General features: G+C 71.9%; 18 protein-coding genes, 1 tRNA gene and 1 riboswitch. Of the genes, 16 read left to right on the forward strand and 3 right to left on the reverse strand.

Annotation, left to right across the window (positions count from 1 at the left end):
• Window positions 1-36 precede the first annotated feature (36 nt).
• From ACZ3IL_RS19035 to ACZ3IL_RS19095, 13 genes are all read left to right on the forward strand, one after another.
• Window positions 37-1,047, forward strand: a complete 1,011-nt coding sequence (locus ACZ3IL_RS19035) for a glycosyltransferase family 2 protein (protein WP_467391573.1) — start codon at window positions 37-39, stop codon at window positions 1,045-1,047.
• Between the two features lie 79 nt (window positions 1,048-1,126).
• Window positions 1,127-1,771 (forward strand): SurA N-terminal domain-containing protein, encoded by a 645-nt coding sequence (locus tag ACZ3IL_RS19040; protein WP_467391574.1) that lies wholly within the window; start codon window positions 1,127-1,129, stop codon window positions 1,769-1,771.
• Window positions 1,772-1,790: 19 nt separating this feature from the next.
• Window positions 1,791-2,762, forward strand: a complete 972-nt coding sequence (locus ACZ3IL_RS19045) for a nucleoside triphosphate pyrophosphohydrolase (RefSeq protein ID WP_467391575.1) — start codon at window positions 1,791-1,793, stop codon at window positions 2,760-2,762.
• Complete coding sequence (locus ACZ3IL_RS19050; protein ID WP_467391576.1) at window positions 2,759-2,998, forward strand: hypothetical protein; 240 nt, start codon at window positions 2,759-2,761, stop codon at window positions 2,996-2,998. Before ACZ3IL_RS19045 ends, ACZ3IL_RS19050 begins: the two co-directional genes overlap by 4 nt.
• Before the next feature lie 353 nt (window positions 2,999-3,351).
• Window positions 3,352-4,644 (forward strand): cytochrome P450 family protein, encoded by a 1,293-nt coding sequence (locus tag ACZ3IL_RS19055; RefSeq protein WP_467391660.1) that lies wholly within the window; start codon window positions 3,352-3,354, stop codon window positions 4,642-4,644.
• Between the two features lie 94 nt (window positions 4,645-4,738).
• Window positions 4,739-5,845: a LysM peptidoglycan-binding domain-containing protein gene (locus ACZ3IL_RS19060; RefSeq protein WP_467391577.1), complete on the forward strand. Its 1,107-nt coding sequence runs from the start codon at window positions 4,739-4,741 to the stop codon at window positions 5,843-5,845.
• Window positions 5,846-6,103: 258 nt separating this feature from the next.
• Window positions 6,104-6,277: riboswitch (cyclic di-AMP (ydaO/yuaA leader) on the forward strand.
• Between the two features lie 3 nt (window positions 6,278-6,280).
• Complete coding sequence (locus ACZ3IL_RS19065; RefSeq protein ID WP_467391578.1) at window positions 6,281-7,009, forward strand: transglycosylase family protein; 729 nt, start codon at window positions 6,281-6,283, stop codon at window positions 7,007-7,009.
• A 357-nt stretch (window positions 7,010-7,366) separates the two neighbouring features.
• The gene (gene eno / locus ACZ3IL_RS19070) at window positions 7,367-8,653 is read left to right on the forward strand and encodes a phosphopyruvate hydratase (RefSeq protein ID WP_467391579.1); all 1,287 of its coding nucleotides are present in this window, start codon (window positions 7,367-7,369) and stop codon (window positions 8,651-8,653) included.
• A gap of 100 nt (window positions 8,654-8,753) precedes the next feature.
• A complete protein-coding gene (locus tag ACZ3IL_RS19075; RefSeq protein WP_467391580.1) occupies window positions 8,754-9,224 on the forward strand; it encodes an FtsB family cell division protein in 471 nt (156 codons plus the stop codon).
• Window positions 9,225-9,263: 39 nt separating this feature from the next.
• Window positions 9,264-9,869: a DUF501 domain-containing protein gene (locus ACZ3IL_RS19080; RefSeq protein ID WP_467391581.1), complete on the forward strand. Its 606-nt coding sequence runs from the start codon at window positions 9,264-9,266 to the stop codon at window positions 9,867-9,869.
• Complete coding sequence (locus tag ACZ3IL_RS19085; RefSeq protein WP_467391582.1) at window positions 9,866-10,780, forward strand: Ppx/GppA phosphatase family protein; 915 nt, start codon at window positions 9,866-9,868, stop codon at window positions 10,778-10,780. Before ACZ3IL_RS19080 ends, ACZ3IL_RS19085 begins: the two co-directional genes overlap by 4 nt.
• A gap of 369 nt (window positions 10,781-11,149) precedes the next feature.
• Window positions 11,150-12,529: an NAD(P)/FAD-dependent oxidoreductase gene (locus ACZ3IL_RS19090; RefSeq protein WP_388692764.1), complete on the forward strand. Its 1,380-nt coding sequence runs from the start codon at window positions 11,150-11,152 to the stop codon at window positions 12,527-12,529.
• Window positions 12,530-12,753: 224 nt separating this feature from the next.
• Window positions 12,754-14,055 (forward strand): class I SAM-dependent methyltransferase, encoded by a 1,302-nt coding sequence (locus ACZ3IL_RS19095; RefSeq protein WP_467391583.1) that lies wholly within the window; start codon window positions 12,754-12,756, stop codon window positions 14,053-14,055.
• Between the two features lie 61 nt (window positions 14,056-14,116).
• Here ACZ3IL_RS19095 and ACZ3IL_RS19100 read toward each other — a convergent pair whose 3' ends face one another.
• Complete coding sequence (locus ACZ3IL_RS19100) at window positions 14,117-16,648, reverse strand: ABC transporter permease (protein ID WP_467391584.1); 2,532 nt, start codon at window positions 16,646-16,648, stop codon at window positions 14,117-14,119.
• 92 nt (window positions 16,649-16,740) lie between these two features.
• A complete protein-coding gene (locus ACZ3IL_RS19105; protein WP_467391585.1) occupies window positions 16,741-17,511 on the reverse strand; it encodes an ABC transporter ATP-binding protein in 771 nt (256 codons plus the stop codon).
• A 378-nt stretch (window positions 17,512-17,889) separates the two neighbouring features.
• Between ACZ3IL_RS19105 and ACZ3IL_RS19110 the strand changes: the two genes are divergently transcribed.
• The 3 genes from ACZ3IL_RS19110 (at window position 17,890) to ACZ3IL_RS19120 (ending at window position 19,572) form a co-directional block, all read left to right on the forward strand.
• Window positions 17,890-17,974: transfer RNA gene (locus tag ACZ3IL_RS19110), tRNA-Leu, on the forward strand.
• A gap of 257 nt (window positions 17,975-18,231) precedes the next feature.
• Window positions 18,232-19,134, forward strand: a complete 903-nt coding sequence (locus ACZ3IL_RS19115; RefSeq protein ID WP_467391586.1) for a Bax inhibitor-1/YccA family protein — start codon at window positions 18,232-18,234, stop codon at window positions 19,132-19,134.
• Window positions 19,135-19,242: 108 nt separating this feature from the next.
• Window positions 19,243-19,572: a hypothetical protein gene (locus ACZ3IL_RS19120; RefSeq protein WP_467391587.1), complete on the forward strand. Its 330-nt coding sequence runs from the start codon at window positions 19,243-19,245 to the stop codon at window positions 19,570-19,572.
• 16 nt (window positions 19,573-19,588) lie between these two features.
• Here ACZ3IL_RS19120 and ACZ3IL_RS19125 read toward each other — a convergent pair whose 3' ends face one another.
• Window positions 19,589-20,398, reverse strand: a complete 810-nt coding sequence (locus ACZ3IL_RS19125) for a hypothetical protein (protein ID WP_467391588.1) — start codon at window positions 20,396-20,398, stop codon at window positions 19,589-19,591.
• Between the last annotated feature and the right edge of the window lie 351 nt (window positions 20,399-20,749).

A 20,749-nucleotide genomic window follows, 5' to 3' on the forward strand; every position in this document is an offset into this window, starting at 1 on the left:
TCAGATCGGGGGGTGGCGCACCGCTATCATGACCGCGTGCTGCTCTCGATAGTCGTCCCGTGCTTCAACGAGGAAGACGTCCTCGCCCGTTTCCACGACCACGTCACCGCCGAACTCGAACGCCTCGACGGCGAGTTCGAGATCGTCTACGTGGACGACGGGAGCCGGGACAAGACCCTGCCGATCCTCCGGGAGCTCGCGGAACGCGACCCGGGCCGGGTCCGCTACCTCTCCTTCAGCCGCAACTTCGGCAAGGAGGCCGGCATGCTCGCCGGGCTCCGGCACGCGTCCGGCGACGCCGTCGTGATCATGGACGCCGACCTCCAGCACCCGCCGGAGCTGGTGCACCGCATGGTCGCGCTGCACGCCGAGGGGTACGACCAGGTCGTCGCCCGCCGCACCCGCGAGGGCGACCGCGTCACCCGCACCCTCACCGCCCGCCTCTACTACTGGGCGATCAACCGGCTCGTGGACGTCGAACTGGTCGACGGCGTCGGGGACTTCCGGCTCCTGTCCCGCCGGGCCGTCGACGCGGTCCTCGACCTCGGCGAGTACAACCGCTTCTCCAAGGGCCTCTTCTCCTGGGTCGGCTTCCCCACCACGACGTTCTCCTACGAGAACGCCGTCCGTGAGGAGGGCCGCTCCAAGTGGTCCTTCGGGCAGCTCCTCAACTACGGCCTCGACGGCCTGCTCTCCTTCAACAACAAGCCGCTGCGCGCCGCCGTCCACCTCGGCCTCCTCCTTCTCCTCGTGGCCCTCGGCTACGCGGCCTGGATCGTCGGCTCCGCCCTGGTCAACGGCGTCGACGCGCCCGGTTACGTCACGCTCCTCGTCGCCATCACCGCCCTCGCCGGCGTCCAGATGATGATGATCGGCCTCATCGGCGAGTACGTCGGCCGCATCTACTACGAGGTGAAGCGGCGGCCCCACTACCTCCTGAAGGAGACGCACGAGGACCGGGGCCGGGGCACGGCCCGGGAAAACACGGGACGGGCCGGTACCCGGGCGGCGGACGGGCCGTTGAGGGAAACAGTCGCCCCGAAGTAGTGGCTCCGGCCCGGGTGACTCCCTACCATCGATCACCGCAAGGTCGTTCCACCGACGCACGACCGCCCGGGAGGCTCCTTTGCACCGCCGCACCGCGCTCACCGTCTCCGCCGCGCTCCTCGCCGCGGCCCCGCTGCTCACCGCCTGCGGCGGTGACTCCCACCCGGGCGCGGCGGCCGTCGTCGGCGGCGAACGCATCGACGTCTCCACCCTCCAGGCGCAGGTGAAGGACGTGCGGGCCGCGCAGGAGGCCTCCCCGCAGGCCGACCGGCTGATCGGGAGCGGCGGCGACCTCAGCCGCCGCAGGCTCAACGTCATGATCTTCGACCGGGTCGTCGAGAAGGTCGCCCGGGACAACGGCGTCACCGCCACCCGCGCCGAACTCCAGCAGACCCGGACGGCCTTCGTCCGCCAGAGCGGCGGCGAGGACCGGCTCGCCGCCGTCCTCCTCCAGGAGCAGGGCGTGGCCCCCGGCCAGATCGACGGCGTCGTCCGCCGCAACGTCCTCATGAACAAGATCGCCGAGAAGCTGGGCGTGGACGCCGGCCCCGAGGGCCAGAAGAAGCTGACGGAGGTCTTCTCCGCCGCCTCCCGGGACCTCGGCATCGACGTGAACCCGCGCTTCGGCGCCTGGGACGACGCCGAGGTCCGGCTCACCTCCACCACCGCGCCCTGGCTGCGCCAGGTCACCCGGGACCCGGCCGCCGTCGAGGCCGGCGCCTGAGTCCGGGTAGGTTCGGGGGGTGACTTCCGAGAGCCCCGGCCGCATCGTCCTGCTCACCGCCAGCCACCGCGTCGCGCCCGGACTGCTGTCCTGGCCCGCCTGGCAGGCGCTGCACGGCGCGGACCGGGTGCTCTGCCCCGACGAGCACCACCCCCAGCTGCCGTACCTGCGCGAGGCCGGGATCGCCGTCGAGCACGCCCGGCTCACCGCCGGGGAACTGGTCGGGGCGTGCGCCGGGGGCCGTACGGTCCTGGTCCTGCCCTCCGGCGAGGGCGACCGGGACCTCACCGACGGCCTCGCCCGGCTCGCCGGCTCCGGCCGGGTCGCCATGCCCGACCTGGAGCTGCTGCCCGGCTCGTACGACCTGCCCGGCGCCCGCCTCCTCGACCTCGTGCAGATCATGGACCGCATCCGGCGGGTCTGCCCCTGGACCTCCGTCCAGACCCACGAGGGGCTCGCCGGGTACGCCGTCGAGGAGGCGTACGAACTCGTGGAGGCGATCGAGGACGGCGACCGGACCGCGCTGCGCGAGGAACTGGGGGACGTCCTGCTCCAGGTCGTCCTCCACGCGCGGATCGCCGAGGAGGACCCGGAGGAGCCGTTCTCCGTGGACGACGTGGCCGGAACGCTCGCCGAGAAGCTGATCCACCGCCACCCGCACGTCTTCGGGGACGCGACCGCCGAGACGCCCGAGGAGGTCCGCGCGCACTGGCAGCGCACCAAGGCGATCGAGAAGCGGCGGGAGTCCGTCACCGACGGCGTGCCCCTCGGGCAGCCCGGCCTCGCGCTCGCCGCGAAGCTGGCGGGCCGGACGCGGGCGGCCGGACTCGGCGTGCCGCTCCCGGCGGGCGAGGGCTTCGGGTACGAACTGCTCGCCCTGGCCGCCCGCGCCGAGGCGGCCGGCGTGGACCCGGAGGCGGCGCTGCGGGCCGCCGCCCGTACGTACCGTGACGCGATCCGCGCGGCGGAGGGACTGGAGGAGAAGGCGTGAACGACGGCGACGAGAAGAAGACCTCCCGGGAGACCTCCGGGGAGACCCCCCGGAAGGCCTCCCGGGGCGACCTGGCGGCGGGGGCGGCCGGGACCGTGCTGTTCCTGCTGCTCTTCGCGTGGGACGCGACGAGCGACGACTCCCCGGGGTGGCCCCTGATGGTCTCGGCGCTGGGCGCGGTCCTGAGCGTGGCCCTGCTCGTCCAGTGGGCGGCGCAGGGGCGGCGCGCGGAGTGAACGACGGCCCCTCCCGCACGGGAGGGGCGCGCGAGGGGGCGCTGTACGGTCGGGGGGTGAGTGACAGCACCGCCCCGGCCCCCGAACCGACCCCCGATTCCGCCCCCGGGGAGGACCCCGCGCCGGCCTGCGGGGAAAGCCCCGTCCCCGTCTCCGGGGGAAGCCCCGCCCCCGTTACCGGGGAGAACCCCGCCCCCGTCACCGGGGAAAGCCCCGTCCCCGGGGAGGGCCCGGCCCCGGTCTCCGGGAAGGACCCCGCGCCGGCCTGCGGGGAGAACCCCGTCCCCGTCTCCGGGGAAAGCCCCGTCCCCGTTACCGGGGAGAACCCCGCCCCCGGGGAGGACCCGGCCTCGATCTCCGGGGAGGGCCCCGCCCCCGAGCTCTTCACCTGGGAGTTCGCCACCGACCCGTACCCGGCCTACGCCTGGCTGCGGGAGCACGCGCCCGTGCACCGGACGACGCTGCCCAGCGGGGTCGAGGCCTGGCTCGTGACGCGGTACGCGGACGCCCGGCAGGCCCTCGCGGACCAGCGGCTCTCCAAGAACCCGGCGCACCACGACGAGTCCCCGCACGCCAAGGGCAAGACGGGCATTCCGGGCGAGCGCAAGGCCGAGCTGATGACCCATCTGCTCAACATCGACCCGCCCGACCACACCCGGCTGCGGCGGCTCGTGTCGAAGGCGTTCACCCCGCGCCGGGTCGCCGCGTTCGCCCCGCGCGTCCAGGAGCTGACCGACCGGCTCATCGACGGCTTCGTGGAGAAGGGGAGCGCGGACCTCATCCACGAGTTCGCCTTCCCGCTCCCCATCTACGCCATCTGCGACCTGCTCGGCGTGCCCCGCGAGGACCAGGACGACTTCCGCGACTGGGCCGGGATGATGATCCGGCACGGCGGAGGCCCGCGCGGCGGGGTCGCCCGGTCGGTGAAGAAGATGCGCGGCTATCTCGCGGAGCTGATCCACCGCAAGCGCGAGGGCCTGCGTCAAGAACAAGAAGAGGGGGACGACCTGATCTCGGGGCTCATCCGCGCCTCCGACCACGGCGAGCACCTCACCGAGAACGAGGCCGCCGCCATGGCCTTCATCCTCCTCTTCGCGGGCTTCGAGACCACCGTGAACCTGATCGGGAACGGGCTCTACGCGCTGCTGCGCAACCCCGGGCAGCGGGAACGGCTGCAGGCGTCCCTGGCCGCCGGGGAGACCGGCCTCCTGGAGACCGGGATCGAGGAGCTGCTGCGGTACGACGGGCCCGTGGAGATGGCGACCTGGCGGTACGCGACGCGGCCGCTGACCATCGGCGGGCAGGAGATCCCGGCGGGGGACCCGGTGCTCGTGGTGCTCGCCGCCGCCGACCGGGACCCGGAGCGGTTCGACGGGCCCGACACGCTCGACCTCGCCCGGCGCGACAACCAGCACCTCGGGTACGGGCACGGCATCCACTACTGCCTGGGCGCGCCGCTCGCCCGTCTCGAGGGACAGACGGCGCTGGCAACCCTGTTGACCCGCCTGCCGGACCTGGAGGCGGCCGTCGACCCGGCCGGACTGCGGTGGCGCGGAGGGCTCATCATGCGTGGATTGCGCACGCTTCCGGTGGAGTTCTCCCCCTCCGCGCGGCTCCTCCCCACTGACGGCGTGTCAGAAATGTGATCTTCACGTGATCGGGGAGCCATCGACTTGTGACGGACGTTCGAATGCGGCTACGTTTCGCGGCAGTCTCAGCCGTCACGCGAAAGGCGCTCCTATGCGTTCCGGGAACGGACGACACCGTCGCCCCCGTCAGGCCCCCGCCCTCGTCGTCGCCGCAGGGGTGACCGGATCGGCCATGGCACTGCCGCTGCTCGCCACCGGTTCCGCCTCCGCCGCCGACTCCGCCACCTGGGACCGGGTCGCCGAGTGCGAGTCCGGGGGACAGTGGAGCGCCAACACCGGCAACGGGATGTACGGCGGACTCCAGCTCACCCAGGAGAGCTGGGAGCGCCACGGCGGTCTGGCGTACGCGCCCAGCCCCGACCTGGCCAGCCGCGCCCAGCAGATCGCGGTGGCCGAGAAGGCCCTCGCCGGGGGCAGCGCCGAGTGGGCCACCTGCGCGCCGATCGCGGGCCTGACGAACGACGGGAGGTCCGCCGGGGTGGACCCGGGCCCGGCCACCGTTCCCGCGCCCGCCGTGAAGCCCGTCCCCGAGTCGGGCTGGAACACGGGCGGCTCGGGCGCCCCCGCCGCCACCCCGGAGACCACGGCGCCCGGGGCGGCCGAGAGCTCCGCGCCCCCGGCCGTCCCCGTCACGCCCACGACGCCGGGCGCGCCGGCGGCGACCACCACCCCGGCCGTGCCGTCGGCTCCCGCCACGCCGTCCGCGCCGACAGGATCGACCGGGTCCACGGCCCCGTCCGCGCCGGTGGGTCCGACCGCGCCCGGCGGCTCCCTCGCGCCCGTTACGCCCGATACGTCTGTTACGCCCGGTACGCCGGAGGGTGACGGGACGTCGGTCGCGCCCGGCACCGGCAAGCACCGGGGCGGTGCCGCACCGGAGGAAAGCCCCAAGACGGGCGAATCGATCGAATCCGGCAGACACGCCTCGGGTACGGACAAGCTCGCCGAAAACCCCACGGGCACCCCCGTCACCGACGGGGTGAGGGATTCGAGCGTAACGGACAGTCAGGGCTCTTCGGGTGAATACGTCGTGCGTCCGGGTGACAGCCTTTCGGACATCGCACGGGCGAACGAACTCCCCGGAGGGTGGACCGCCCTCTACGACGCCAACAAGCGGACCGTGGGGACCGATCCGGACCTCATCCTCCCTGGTCAGAACCTCGATCTGACGACGGCTCCGACGTCGGCGGCGGGGTAGTTCGCGGGCTTATGTCCGAATCCATGCGAGTGAGACATGGGTCTCTTTGCCCCAACTGGCGTGTCGTGTCCGGAAGCTCTGCTTCCGTCACCTCTCACCTGCGCAAACGGGCCCCGGCGGTGTGCAAGGAGAGGCGAAATTAGTCATATGAGCCTCTTTGAACTTCGGGGCGGTCTGTGCGTACGGTCGTCACCGCTCGCCACCGCGGGCCCCATCGACCGAAACGCCGAATCCTGCCGTCGGTCGACGGGAACAGTCGTCGCGCAAGCGCCGAAGGCAGGAGCGGGGGAACCAAGGTAAGCGCCGGCCCCGGCCGTTGAGACAGACGGCCGACGATCGGCTTGGGGTGAAGCCGCGTGCTAGGACACGCGGCCGGGCAACTCATTGGCCCGAACCCGACAGCTCACCTCGCAGGCGTCGGTGAGGAGAAACTCCATGCTGTTTTCCGCCAAGGGCAAACACCGCCGTCCCTCCAAGGCCACCCAGGTCGCCGCGCTCGTCGGCGTCACCGGTGTCGCCGTCGCCGCCCCGCTGATGACCGCGGGCGCCGCCTCGGCCGCCACGGCCTCCGAGTGGGACCGCGTCGCCCAGTGCGAGTCCGGTGGCAACTGGTCCATCAACACCGGCAACGGCTTCTACGGCGGCCTTCAGTTCACGTCCTCCACCTGGGCCGCGTACGGCGGCACCGCCTACGCCCCGCGGGCCGACCAGGCCTCGAAGTCCCAGCAGATCGCCGTCGCCGAGAAGGTCCTCGCGGGCCAGGGCAAGGGCGCCTGGCCGCACTGCGGCGTCGGCCTCTCGGGCGCCTCGTACGGCGGCTCCGCCGAGAGCGCGACGGAGCAGGAGAAGCCCGCGAAGAAGCAGCGGACGCAGAAGCGCTCGGCCGAGCAGCCGACCACCCGCAGCGAGCAGCGCCAGGTCCCGAAGAAGGCCGAGAAGCGCCACGCCGCTCCGCAGTCCGCCAGGAAGACCGTCATCACCCCGACCGGCGAGACGGTCAGGAAGGGCGACGGCGAGTACAAGGTCGTCACCGGCGACACCCTCAGCAGGATCGCCGCGGCGCAGGGCGTCGAGGGCGGCTGGGCCGAGCTCTTCGAGCTGAACAAGGACGTCGTCGAGAACGCCGACCTGATCTACCCGGGCCAGCAGCTCCACCTGAAGTGAGTCCGGCGGGTCGCGTGAGTCCGGCGGCTCACGCGGCCCCGACGGCCCTCCCGCGGTGACCACCCCGGTCCGGCGCGCCCTCCCCCGTGCGCGCCGGGCCGGGGTTCCCCCTTTTCCCGGCCGCTCCGCGCGGGTCCGTACGGGGCCCCCTCCGTACGGGAGTGCGGGCCGTTCAAGGGTTACCGGCCGGTAGATACGGGGTGATTCCTCACCTTGTGCGTACCCTTGGGTCCTTTTTCGTCCCAGGGTGCGGGCGCCCGGCCGACCGGAGCCCCCGGGACGGTTAGGCTCTTGCCGCAAGGCCGAGCGACCCCGCACCGACCTTGCGTCACATCCAGCGTCACATCCCAGAAGGAGATGCTCGTGCCGTCCATCGACGTCGTCGTAGCCCGGGAAATCCTGGACTCCCGAGGCAACCCCACGGTCGAGGTCGAGGTCGGCCTCGACGACGGCAGCACCGGCCGTGCTGCCGTTCCGTCCGGCGCCTCCACCGGTGCGTTCGAGGCCCTCGAGCTCCGCGACGGTGACCCCGACCGCTACCAGGGCAAGGGCGTCGAGAAGGCCGTCCTCGCCGTCATCGAGCAGATCGGCCCCGAGCTGGTCGGCTACGACGCCACCGAGCAGCGCCTGATCGACCAGGCCATGTTCGACCTGGACGCCACCCCGGACAAGTCCTCGCTCGGCGCCAACGCCATCCTCGGCGTCTCCCTCGCCGTCGCGCACGCCGCCTCCGAGGCCAGCGACCTCCCGCTCTTCCGCTACCTGGGCGGCCCGAACGCGCACCTGCTGCCCGTTCCGATGATGAACATCCTGAACGGCGGGTCGCACGCCGACTCCAACGTGGACATCCAGGAGTTCATGATCGCCCCGATCGGCGCGGAGTCCTTCTCCGAGGCCCTGCGCTGGGGCACCGAGGTCTACCACACCCTCAAGGCCGTCCTGAAGCGCAAGGGCCTCTCCACCGGCCTCGGCGACGAGGGCGGCTTCGCCCCGAACCTGGAGTCCAACCGCGCCGCCCTCGACCTCATCCTCGAGGCGATCAAGGAAGCCGGCTACGTCCCGGGCAAGGACATCGCGCTCGCCCTCGACTGCGCCGCCTCCGAGTTCTACAAGGACGGCTCGTACGAGTTCGAGGGCAAGTCCCGCTCGGCCGCCGAGATGACCGAGTACTACGAGGAGCTGGTCTCCGCGTACCCGCTGGTCTCCATCGAGGACCCGCTGTTCGAGGACGACTGGGCCGGCTGGAAGGCCATCACCGACAAGCTCGGCTCCAAGGTGCAGCTCGTCGGCGACGACCTGTTCGTCACCAACCCGGAGCGCCTGGCCCGCGGCATCGAGGAGGGCAGCGCCAACGCCCTGCTCGTCAAGGTCAACCAGATCGGTTCGCTGACCGAGACGCTGGACGCCGTCGAGCTGGCCCAGCGCAGCGGCTTCAAGTGCATGATGTCCCACCGCTCCGGCGAGACCGAGGACGTCACCATCGCGGACCTGGCCGTCGCCACCAACTGCGGCCAGATCAAGACCGGTGCCCCGGCCCGCTCCGAGCGCGTCGCCAAGTACAACCAGCTCCTGCGCATCGAGGAGATCCTGGACGACGCCGCGGTCTACGCCGGCCGCAGCGCCTTCCCGCGCTTCAAGGGCTGACACACACGCCGAGCCCCCGGCAGGGCGGCTTCCGTACGTCCCCGTACTCGGTCCCGTACCGTGTGCGGGGACGTCCGCGTGAACAGGGGAGGCGACACGAATGGCCGTGAAGGACCGGGACCGGTTCTCGACCGCGACCCGGATCAGACTGCTCGGTGAGCAGACCGCCGCCCGTGTCTACCGCTCCCAGACCCGCCGCCAGGCCCGCCGCTCCCGGCTCACCGGCCGCGCGGCCTTCCTCGCCCTCGTCGTCTGCTCCCTGGTCGTGGCGCTCGCCTACCCGATGCGCAGCTACGTCTCCCAGCAGGGCGAGATCGCCGAGCAGGAGCGCCGGGCCGCCGAGGCCGCCCGGCGGGTCCAGGAGCTGAGGGACGAGAAGGCCCGCCTCCAGGACCCGGCCTACGTCCGCCGCCTGGCCCGTGAACACCTCCACTACGTGCTCCCCGGCGAGACCGGCTTCACCGTGGACGACCCCGGCGCGGAGCAGCGGTCCCGCGCCGACCGGGGCGCGGCGGACCGCCCCTGGTACGACAACCTCTGGGACGGCGTGGACGACGCCGACCGCCGCTGACCCCCCGTACGACCCGACGACCCGACGACCAAGGCAGACATGGAAACGCCCCCTCCGCAGACCGAACGCACCGAGCCCACCGAGGCGGACATCGCCGCCTTCGAGCTCCAGCTCGGCCGGCCGCCCCGCGGCCTGCGCGCCATCGCGCACCGCTGCCCCTGCGGGCAGCCGGACGTCGTCGAGACCGCGCCCCGGCTCCCCGACGGCACGCCCTTCCCCACCACGTACTACCTGACCTGCCCCCGGGCGGCCTCGGCCATCGGCACCCTGGAGGCCAACGGGGTCATGAAGGAGATGCAGGCCCGGCTCGCCACCGACCCGGAGCTGGCCGCCGCCTACCGGGCCGCGCACGAGGACTACCTCGCCCGGCGCGACGCCATCGAGGTCCTGGAGGGCTTCCCGAGCGCCGGCGGCATGCCGGACCGCGTCAAGTGCCTGCACGTCCTCGTCGGTCACGCGCTGGTGGCCGGTCCCGGCGTCAACCCGTTCGGCGACGAGGCGATCGCCATGCTGCCGGAGTGGTGGGCGAAGGGCCCCTGCGTCACCCCGTGCGTGACGCCGAAGGAGGAGGACGGCTGGACGGTCGAGGGCGACGGGAACGGCCACTTCGCCTTCAGGCCGGCCGACGACGAGGAGGAGAAGTGACCAGGGTCGCCGGGATCGACTGCGGCACGAACTCCATCCGCCTCCTCGTCGCCGACGTCGACCCGGAGACGGGCGGGCTGACCGAGCTGGACCGGCGGATGAGGATCGTCCGGCTCGGCCAGGGGGTCGACAGGACCGGGCGGCTCGCGCCCGAGGCCCTGGAGCGGACCTTCGCCGCCTGCCGCGAGTACGCGGACGTCATCCGGGAGCTGGGCGCCGAGAAGGTCCGCTTCGTCGCCACCTCCGCCTCCCGCGACGCCGAGAACCGCGACGACTTCGTGAACGGCGTCGTGGAGATCCTGGGCGTCGAGCCCGAGGTCGTCACCGGCGACCAGGAGGCCGGGCTGTCCTTCACCGGGGCCACCGGCGACCTGCCCGGCACGGAGACGTACCTCGTCGTGGACATCGGCGGCGGCTCCACCGAGTTCGTCACCGGCAGCCGCCGGGTCGAGGCCGCCCGCTCGGTCGACATCGGCTGCGTCCGGCTCACCGAGCGGCACGTCCGCCACGACCCGCCGACCGCCGGGGAGGCCGAGGCGATCCGCGCCGACGTGCGGGCCGCGCTCGACCTGGCCGCCGAGACGGTGCCGCTCGGCACCGCCGGCACCCTCGTCGGGCTCGCGGGCTCGGTGACCACCGTCGCCGCCCTCGCCCTCGGGCTCCCGGAGTACGACTCCGAGAAGATCCACCACGCGCGGATCTCCGCCGCGCAGGTCGCCGAGGTCGCCGACCGGCTCCTCGCCTCCACGCACGACGAACGGGCCGCGATGCCCGTGATCCACCCCGGGCGCGTGGACGTGATCGTCGCCGGGGCGCTCGTCCTGCGGGAGGTCGTGGAGCGCGTCGGGGCCGCCGAGGTGGTCGTCAGCGAGCACGACATCCTCGATGGGATCGCGCTATCCGCGGCATAGCGGGGCACTATCGAGCCTCCTGAGGGCGTTCCCCCGGGAAAGTTCGTGAAGTTCTTCACAAGGAAAAGGGCCCCGAGGGAGTCCGAGGAGGGCCGTTGGGCCCTCCGGGGGGCACCTCGGGGCCCTTTCGCAGGTGCGGAGGCCGATCGGCCCGATGTTTCCATCGTGTGAACCGGGCCTCCGCTTCAGCGTTAACGGAGGCTCTCCTGTCCAGTTCACGAGGGGTGAACAACGTTCGCCGGTGCACCCCGGTTCCTTTGCAGGACCATGACGTGGATCACGTGGGCGGCGGAGTGTAGCAGAGGTGTCCGCAGACCTTGTGAAGGGGCGCACGAGGTGACCCCCCGAACGGGGTGGATACTCGATCCCATGAGCACCACGGAGCGTCCCAGGATCCTCGTAGTAGGCGGCGGGTACGTAGGCCTGTACGCAGCTCGGCGCATCCTCAAGAAGATGCGCTACGCGGAGGCGACCGTCACGGTCGTCGACCCGCGGTCGTACATGACCTACCAGCCCTTCCTGCCCGAAGCCGCCGCCGGCAGCATCTCGCCGAGGCACGTCGTCGTCCCGCTGCGACGCGTCCTTCCCAAGGCCGAGGTGCTCACCGGTCGGGTCACCACCATCGACCAGGACCGCAAGGTCGCCACGATCGCGCCGCTCGTCGGCGAGGCGTACGACCTGCCGTTCGACTACCTGGTCATCGCGATGGGCGCGGTCTCCCGCACCTTCCCGATCCCCGGCCTCGCCGAGCAGGGCATCGGCATGAAGGGCATCGAGGAGGCCATCGGCCTGCGCAACCACGTCCTCGAGCAGCTCGACAAGGCCGACTCGACCACCGACGAGGAGGTCCGCCGCCGGGCGCTGACCTTCGTCTTCGTGGGCGGCGGCTTCGCCGGCGCGGAGACCATCGGCGAGGTCGAGGACCTGGCCCGCGACGCCGCGAAGTACTACCAGAACGTGTCCCGCGAGGACATGCGCTTCATCCTGGTCGACGCGGCCGACAAGATCCTTCCCGAGGTCGGCCCCAAGCTCGGCCAGTACGGCAAGGAGCACCTGGAGGGCCGGGGCGTCGAGATCTACCTGGAGACCTCCATGGACTCCTGCGTCGACGGCCACGTGGTGCTGAAGAACGGCCTGGAGGTCGACTCCAACACCATCGTGTGGACCGCCGGCGTGAAGCCGAACCCGGCGCTCTCCCGCTTCGGTCTGCCGCTCGGCCCCCGCGGCCACGTGGACTGCAACGAGAAGCTCCAGATCAACGGCCTCGACTACGCGTGGGCCGCGGGCGACAACGCCCAGGTCCCCGACATGGTCGGCCGCCGCGCGGGCAACCCGAACGCCTGGTGCCCGCCGAACGCCCAGCACGCGCTGCGCCAGGCCAAGGTCCTCGGCGACAACGTGGTGGCCGGCATGCGCGGCTTCCCGCAGAAGGAGTACAGCCACGCCAACAAGGGCGCCGTGGCCGGACTCGGTCTGCACAAGGGCGTCGCCATGATCGTCATGGGCAAGATGAAGATCAAGCTCAAGGGCCGTCTCGCCTGGTACATGCACCGCGGCTACCACGGCATGGCGATGCCGACCTGGAACCGCAAGATCCGCGTCTTCGCGGACTGGACCCTCGCGATGTTCCTCAAGCGCGAGGTCGTCTCCCTCGGCGCCATCGAGTCGCCGCGCGAGGAGTTCTACGAGGCGGCCAAGCCCGCCCCGGCGCCGGCCGCCCCGGTGCAGGAGAAGGCCAAGGCCTCCTGACGTCCCGTCGGGGCGAAGAGGAGCACAGCAGTACGAAGCGGTACGAGGCCGTACCGAGGTGACCCGAAAGGGCCGTCCGCCATCCGTGGTGCGGACGGCCCTTCGCGTGTTTTGCCGACTCGTTGCGCTGCGGCGGGAGTGAGAACGCGCACGGACGGTGTTCCCTTGGTGACGAACACGCCTGACGAGCATTCCCGGGGCACGAGATCACGGAGGTGTGCACCATGGCCGACGCCGCGCTGCGGCTGACGACACTCGCCGAGGAACTGCTGGGAGGACCGCTCCCGGTCCGGTTGCGGGTCTGGGACGGCAGCGAGGCCGGCCCCCCGGACGCCCCCGTCCTGATCGTCCGCGACCGCCGCGCCCTGCGCAGGATGATCTGGAAGCCCGGCGAACTGGGCCTGGTCCGCGCCTGGGTGGCCGGGGAGATCGACGTCGAGGGAGACCTGTACGAGGCCCTCGACCGCCTCTCCGGTCTGCTCTGGGAGCGCGGGGACACGGGCCGGGGCCTGCTCACCGCCGCCCGCGACGCCCGGCTGAGGGCCGCGGCCGCCTCCCTGCTGCGGCTCGCGGGACCTCTGCCGCCGCCGAAGCCGCCCGCCGAGGAGATCCGCCACCGCCGGGGCGGCCGCCACACCAGACGCCGCGACCGGCGGGCGATCAGCCACCACTACGACGTGGGCAACGACTTCTACGGGCTGGTCCTCGGCCCCTCGATGGTCTACTCGTGCGCGTACTGGACGCCGGGCGGCTCCCTGGAGGAGGCCCAGCACGACAAGCTCGACCTCGTCGCCCGCAAGCTGAACCTGAAGGAGGGCGACCGCCTCCTCGACGTGGGCTGCGGCTGGGGCTCCATGGCCCTGCACGCCGCCCGCGCGTACGGCGCCCGGGTCGTCGGCATCACCCTCTCCCGCGAACAGGCCGTCCACGCCCGCAAGCGGATCGCCGAGGAGGGCCTGGCGGACCGGATCGAGATCCGCGTCCAGGACTACCGGGACGTCACGGACGGCCCGTACGACGCGATCTCCTCGATCGGGATGGCCGAGCACGTCGGCGCCGTGAGGTACCGGGAGTACGCCGACCTCCTGTACGGGCTCCTCAAGCCCGGCGGGCGGCTCCTCAACCACCAGATCTCCCGGCGCCCCGAGCCCGACGAGGAGGCCTACGAGGTCGATCCCTTCATCGACGCGTACGTCTTCCCCGACGGCGAACTCGCCCCCGCGGGCCGCACCCTGACGACCCTGGAGGACGCCGGGTTCGAGGTCCGGGACATGGAGGCCCTCCGCGAGCACTACGCGCTGACCCTGCGCCAGTGGGTGGCCAACCTGGAACGGGAGTGGGACCGGGCCGTCGGGCTCGTCTCGCCGGCCCGGGCCCGGATCTGGCGCCTCTACATGGCGGCCTCCGCCGTCTCCTTCGAACGCAACCGGATCGGCGTGAACCAGTTCCTCGCCGTGAAGACCCCGGAGCCGGGGACGAGCGGACTGGGCCTGCGGACGCGGGTCTGGGACGAAGGGACGGACTGACGCGGATGCGGAGGAGGGCCGGCCCCCGCACGGGGACCGGCCCTCACGCCGTACGGGGCCGCTACTCGGCCTTGATGGCGGCGAGCACGTTCAGCCTGGCCGCGCTGCGGGCCGGCCACAGGGAGGCGAGGACGCCGACCAGGGCGGCCAGGACCAGGAAGATCCCGATCCGGTCCCAGGGCAGGACCAGGGCGTAGCCCGGCAGGCTGTCCTTGACCGTCTCTCCGATGGCCCAGCCGAGGAACGAGCCGAGCCCGACGCCGACGACCGCGCCGAAGACCGAGATGACCACGGCCTCCAGACGGACCATCCGCTTCACCCGGCGCCGGTCGAGACCGATCGCCCGCAGCATGCCGATCTCCTGCTTGCGCTCGAAGACGGACATCGCGAGGGTGTTGACGACGCCGAGGACGGCGATCACCAGGGCCATGCCGAGCAGGCCGTACATGATGTTCAGCATCATGTTGATCGGGCCGCCGAAGGCGTCGCGGACGTCCTTGTGGTCCATCACCGTGATCGCCGGGTTGTCGCCCATGGCCTTCGACAGTGCCCGCTCGTTGGCGGCGCTCGCGCCGCCGGAGGCGGAGACGAAGATCTCGCGGATCTGCGCCTCCTCGTCGTGCGCGGCGAGCAGCGCGTGGTCGGCCAGGACCGGGGAGAGGAACTGGTTGTTCTCGTAGATCGCGCCGACGGTCAGCCGGCCCTTGCGCTTGTCCGGGAAGTCGGCCGGAACGGTGTCGCCGACCTTCAGGTGCCGCTTCGCGGCGGTCTCCTCCTCGACGGCGATCGTGTCGCCGCCGAGGGAGGACAGGGAGCCCCGCAGGACGTCCACCCTGAGGACCTTCCCGATCGCACCGGGAGTGACGCCGGAGACCGGGACGTACTGACCGTTCAGTTCGAAGGAGCCCGCCTCCTGCGGGGAGACCGCGAGGGCGCCGGGGGCCTTCTCCAGGGCGGCCAGCGCCTCCTCGTTCAGGGGGTTGCCGCCGGCCATGACGACCAGGTAGTCGGCCTTGAGGTCGTCCGTGGTCATCTTGTCGAGGGCCGCGCCGACGGTGGCGCCGAGCACGGAGAGGCCGGTGACGAGGGTCAGGCCGATGGCGAGCGCGGAGGCGGTGGCGCCGGTGCGGCGCGGGTTGCGGACCGCGTTCAGGCCCGCGAGCTTTCCGGAGACCGCGAAGAGCCGCACGAATACCGGGCGGATCACGGCGATCACCGGCCGGGACAGGAACGGGATCAGCACGATGACGCCGATGAGGGTGAGGAACGCGCCGCCCGCGACGAGCATGCGGCCGTCGTCGCCGCCCTGGTTCGCGCCGAGCACGATGAGCGTCGCGCCGAGGGCGGTGATCGCCGCGCCGAGGGAGTTCCGCACGACGAGCGACTTGGTGCCGGCGGCGGCGTGGACGCTGCTCATGGCCGCGACCGGCGGGATCTTCGAGGCGCGGCGGCCGGGCAGCCAGGCGGCGAGCATCGTGATGAGGACGCCGACGCCGAAGGCGCTGAGGGCCGGGGTGGCGGTGAGGACCAGTTCGCCGTCCGGGACCTTCATCTCGAAGGAGGCCATGGCCGAGCGGAGCCCGACGGCGAGACCGACGCCGAGGACGTAGCCGACGACCGAGGCGACCAGGCCGACCAGACCGGCCTCGGCGAGGACGGAGCGGGTGACCTGCTTCCGGGAGGCGCCGATCGCCCGCATCAGGGCCAGCTCCCTGGTGCGCTGGGCGACCAGCATGGTGAAGGTGTTGGAGATCAGGAAGACCCCGACGAAGAGCGCGATGCCCGCGAAGCCCAGGAGGACCTGGTTGAGTGCGCCGAGACCGTCCTCGATCTCCTTGGCCTGCTTGTCGGCGAGCGCCTTTCCGGTCCGCGTGGCGGCCGTCTTCGGGAGGACCTCACGGACCTCGGCGAGCAGCTTGCCGTCGTCGGTGCCGGGAGCGGCGGTGACGGTCATGTCGCGGTAGAAGCCGGGCTTCAGGTAGAGCTTCTGGGCGACGGCGGTGTCGAACAGGACCAGGCTGCCGCCCGCGTTGACGGCGCCGTCCTCGGTGGTGAAGACGCCGGAGAGGACGTACTCCTTCACGGGGCCGTTGGTGGCGACGCGGACGGTGTCGCCGACCTTGTAGCCGCCCTTGTCGGCGGTGTCCCTGTCGAGCGCGACCTGACCCGCCTCGACCGGCCCGGTGCCCGTGGTGAAGTCGTACGCGCGGTCCTTGCCGTCCTTGCCGGGGGCGAAGTTGGTGCCCTTGTTGGACCAGCCGACGCCGATCAGCTTCCCGTCCCTGTCGGGCACGCCGGCGAAGCCGTCGACGCGGGCGGAGACGGAGACGACCCCGTCGAGCCCGGCGACCGCGTCGACGTCGCGCTGGGAGAGGCCGGGGGTCTTCCGGGGGTCTTCGGGGTCCCCGTACATCGTGACGGCCACGGCGACGTCGTCGTAGCTCTTCGCGGACTGGTTGCGGAAGGCCTGGGAGAGGGTGTCGGTGAAGACGAGGGTGCCGGAGACGAAGGCCACGCCGAGCATCACGGCGAGGACGGTCATCAGCAGTCTCGCCTTGTGCGCGAGGACGTTGCGCAGGGCGGTACGGAACATGGGGTGTCCTGAACGGAAGGGTGGGACGGGCGGAGGTCGGGTCGGGGCGGGCGGGGCCGTACCGGTTCGGGTCCGGTTCCGGCGCCTCCGCGTCAGCTCGTACGGCCCTTGGCGTCGAAGGCCTTCATGCGGTCGAGCACGCCGTCCGCCGTGGGGCTGAGCATTTCGTCGACGATCCGGCCGTCCGCGAGGAAGATCACGCGGTCCGCGTAGGAGGCGGCCACCGGGTCGTGGGTGACCATGACGACGGTCTGGCCCAGCTCCCGCACCGAGTTGCGCAGGAAGCCGAGGACCTCGGCGCCCGAGCGGGAGTCGAGGTTTCCGGTCGGCTCGTCGCCGAAGATGATCTCGGGGCGGGAGGCGAGGGCGCGGGCCACGGCCACGCGCTGCTGCTGGCCGCCGGAGAGTTCGGTCGGGCGGTGGCCGAGCCGGCCGGAGAGGCCGAGCATGTCGATGACCTGCTGGACCCACTGCTTGTCCGGCTTGCGGCCCGCGATGTCCATCGGGAGCGTGATGTTCTCCATGGCCGTCAGGGTGGGCAGCAGGTTGAAGGCCTGGAAGATGAAGCCGATCTTGTCCCGGCGCAGCTGGGTGAGGTGCTTGTCCTTCAGGGTGGACAGTTCCGTCTCGCCGATCCGCACGGAGCCGGAGGAGAAGGAGTCGAGTCCGGCGACGCAGTGCATGAGCGTCGACTTGCCGGAACCGGAGGGGCCCATGATCGCCGTGAACTCGCCCTGCCGGAAGTCGACGGTGACGTGGTCCAGCGCGACCACCTGGGTCTCGCCCTGTCCGTAGACCTTCGAGAGGTCCGTGGCGCGGGCTGCCACCGCGGTGGCGCGGGGCACGGTGGGGGTGGTGGTCACGAGGAGGACTCCTGTCGCTGCGGGGGTGGTGCGGGAACTCCCTCATCGTCTCGGGCGTTCACTCCCCGCACGTCCGCCCACGTGCCCGTTCCCGGGGCAGTCTGGAGTCGGACCGGGGGGCCGCGACCTCCTCCTGAGGTATGACCGGCGCCCCTGAGACCCGCCCTCGCGCGGAGGTGACAGAAAGGCGACGACTTTTCGTCATTCCCGGAGGTGCGGCTTTGCGCCCGCGCACCCTGTCACGGTTCGGGAAAAACGTTCCCACCTGCACTGACGCACCCTCAGGCGTCAATAAAATAAGACAACATCGGTCTGACTCTTCCGCTGAACGAGGGAAGCGTCCCGATAGGCTCCTGTGCCAACGCGGAGCTTCGCGACGCCCGGATGGTGGAACGCAGACACGGCGAGCTTAAACCTCGCTGGCCTTCGGGCCGTACCGGTTCGAGTCCGGTTCCGGGCACCACCGTGACCAGGCGGACGTCCGCGCCCGGCGGGACCCCTCCGGCCGGCCGGGACGGGCCCTCCGGCCGCGCTCCCCGGCCGGCTCCTCCGCCGGTCCTCCGCCAGGAACGGGAATCAAGGGGTGGAACGAGAAGTTCCGGGGGTAGGAGACCCAGATCTCGCGGGAAAAGATCCTCCCCGAGCACGAGAGAGTTTCTTTTGCCTACGCATTACCCTTGACGCATGACCGCGCCGTGCGGTCTGCCATGGAGGAGTGAGATGAGGAGCAGCAACCCGGTCTTCTCGCGACGGGGGTTCAGCCGCGACAACGGCTACGCGGGCTTCAACGCGCAGCAGCCGCAGGCCGGGGGCCCCGCCGTCGGAACCGACCCGTACGCCACCGGCAACCCGTACGCCGGGGGCGCGGCGAACCCGTACGCGACCAACCCGTACGCCCCGCAGGACACGCGGCTCGGCGCCCCGCAGCAGGCCCGCGGCAACGTGATGACGATCGACGACGTCGTGAGCCGCACGGCCATGACGCTCGGCACGGTCGTGCTCACCGCCGTCCTGTCCTGGCTGCTGCTGCCGGTCGACCCGGCCAACCTGAACAAGTCGTACGGCATCGCCGTCGGCGCCGCCCTGGTCGCCCTCGTGCTGTCGCTCGTACAGTCCTTCAAGCGCAAGCCGTCCCCCGCGCTCATCCTGGCCTACGCCGCCTTCGAGGGCGTCTTCCTCGGCGTGATCTCGGCCGCCGTCTCGACGTACATCGCCGACGGCGTCGTCACCCAGGCGGTCCTGGGCACCATGGCGGTCTTCGCCGGCGTGCTCATCGCCTACAAGATGGGCTGGATCCGCGTCAACCGGCGCTTCTACGGCTTCGTGATGGCCGCCGCGATGGGCTTCATGCTCCTCATGGTCGCCAACCTGCTGTTCTCCGTCTTCGGCGGCGGCGACGGCCTCGGCTTCCGCAGCGGCGGCCTCGGCATCGTCTTCGGCGTCATCGGCGTCATCCTGGGCGCCTGCTTCCTCGCCCTCGACTTCAAGCAGGTCGAGGACGGCGTGACCTACGGCGCGCCGCGCGAAGAGGCCTGGCTGGCCGCCTTCGGCCTCACCATGACGCTGGTGTGGATCTACCTGGAGATGCTGCGTCTGCTGTCGATCCTCCAGGGCGACGACTGACGCTCCCCGTCCCGGGGGAAGGGCCCGTCCGGCTTCGTGCCGGGCGGGCCCTTCCGCGTCCCCGGCACCCGTTGGCGGGCGGCCCGGCCCGGCGCGTAGGGTCGCGGGGTGCGTGATACGAGTGATCTGACCACCGCCGTGACGCGGTTCGCCGACCGGCTGCGGGCCGCCCCGCACAGCCGCCTCCAGCGGGGCGCGGCGGCCGAGGGACTGGCCCTCGCCCGGGAACTCGCGGCGCGCGCGCAGCGCGCCGAGGACCCGGACCGGGAGCCGAGGACCATGCCGGACGCCGGAGTCTTCACCGTCGCCGACCAGCTGGTCGTGGCCGGCAACGACCTGGCCGAAGCACTGCGAACGGCCCCGGCCGGTTCCCGCGAGGGGGAACTGGACGAGGCCGTGGGACTCGTACGGGAGGCGGCGGAGCGCTCGGGACTCTGAGCCGCCCGCCCGGGGGCTACAGGGAGGCGATCACGCGGTCCGCGAGGATGTAGACGTTCTCCTCGGCCATGTCGCCGTACGAGAAGGTCAGCGCGAAGGCGCCGGACACGCCCGAACCGCCCAGCAGGACGGGGGTGCGGCCCGCGCGCAGGGCCTCGGCCAGGCGCTCCGCGGTCTCGCGGTGCCCCGGAGTCATGCAGAGCGTGGTGCCGTCCGCGAAGACGTACACGTCCAGCGTGCCGAGCGGTCCCGGGCGGACGTCGGTCAGCGCGGTGCGGGTGTCGGCCAGCTCCTCCAGACGGGACACCGTCCGCTCGTGATCGGTGACGACCGGGGTCTGCACCGGCACGAAGTCCGGGTGCGAAGGGTGCCGGCGACGGGCCGCGGCCAGCTCCGGCGAGTCCTCCGGGAACTCCTCCAGCGGGTCCGGCACGCCGTCGAGCGCCTCCGCCTCCGCCTCCAACGCCTCCAGGGCCATCGCCTCCAGACCCACGAAGTCGGTCTGGCGCGGTACGAAGAAGGCGGCGTCCTCGGCCGGGCCGCCGAGCAGGGACGGGGCGTCGGCCGCGTCCCGGGCCTCCTGCGCGGCCCAGAAGGCGCGCGCCTCGGCCAGCTCGCGCTCGCGCTCCTCGGCCAGGGCCTCGGTGACCGCGGCCCGTATCTCGGCGGCGGGAGTGGCCCGTGCCGCGGGCACCGTGGCGCCGCGCCCGGCCGCCAGCTCGCTCCGCAGGGCGGTGATCTGCTTGCGGAGACCGTGGACGGCGTGCAGGGCGGCAGTGCCCACGGCCGTGGCGGCGGCCGTGGTCAGCAGCAGGGCAAGAGGCATGGCGCTCACTGACGTACTCCCGTTTCCGAGTCGATCCCCCGACTTCCTACCTCAGCTTGTCGCGGGGTGGTGCCCCCTGTCAGTGCATTACGTCACGAATTGGACAGGTATTTCTTCCGGGCATTTGGTCCCCGAACCGCCCTGACCTGCGAAAACAAACTCCCCCGGGACGTAGGTCACATCCTGGGGGAGATTCGGTCACGGCTGGGACGCGGTGCGGACGGGGCCGCAGGGACGGAAGACACGGCCCGGTCGCGCCGCGCCTCGCCACCGCTGCGGGCAGGTGCCGCCCTCGTACCTCGGGCGACCCCTACCCTCCGCTCCGGCTCAGCTCAGCCGCTCGCTCTTCCG

This window comes from Streptomyces sp. NPDC014907, assembly GCF_055562975.1.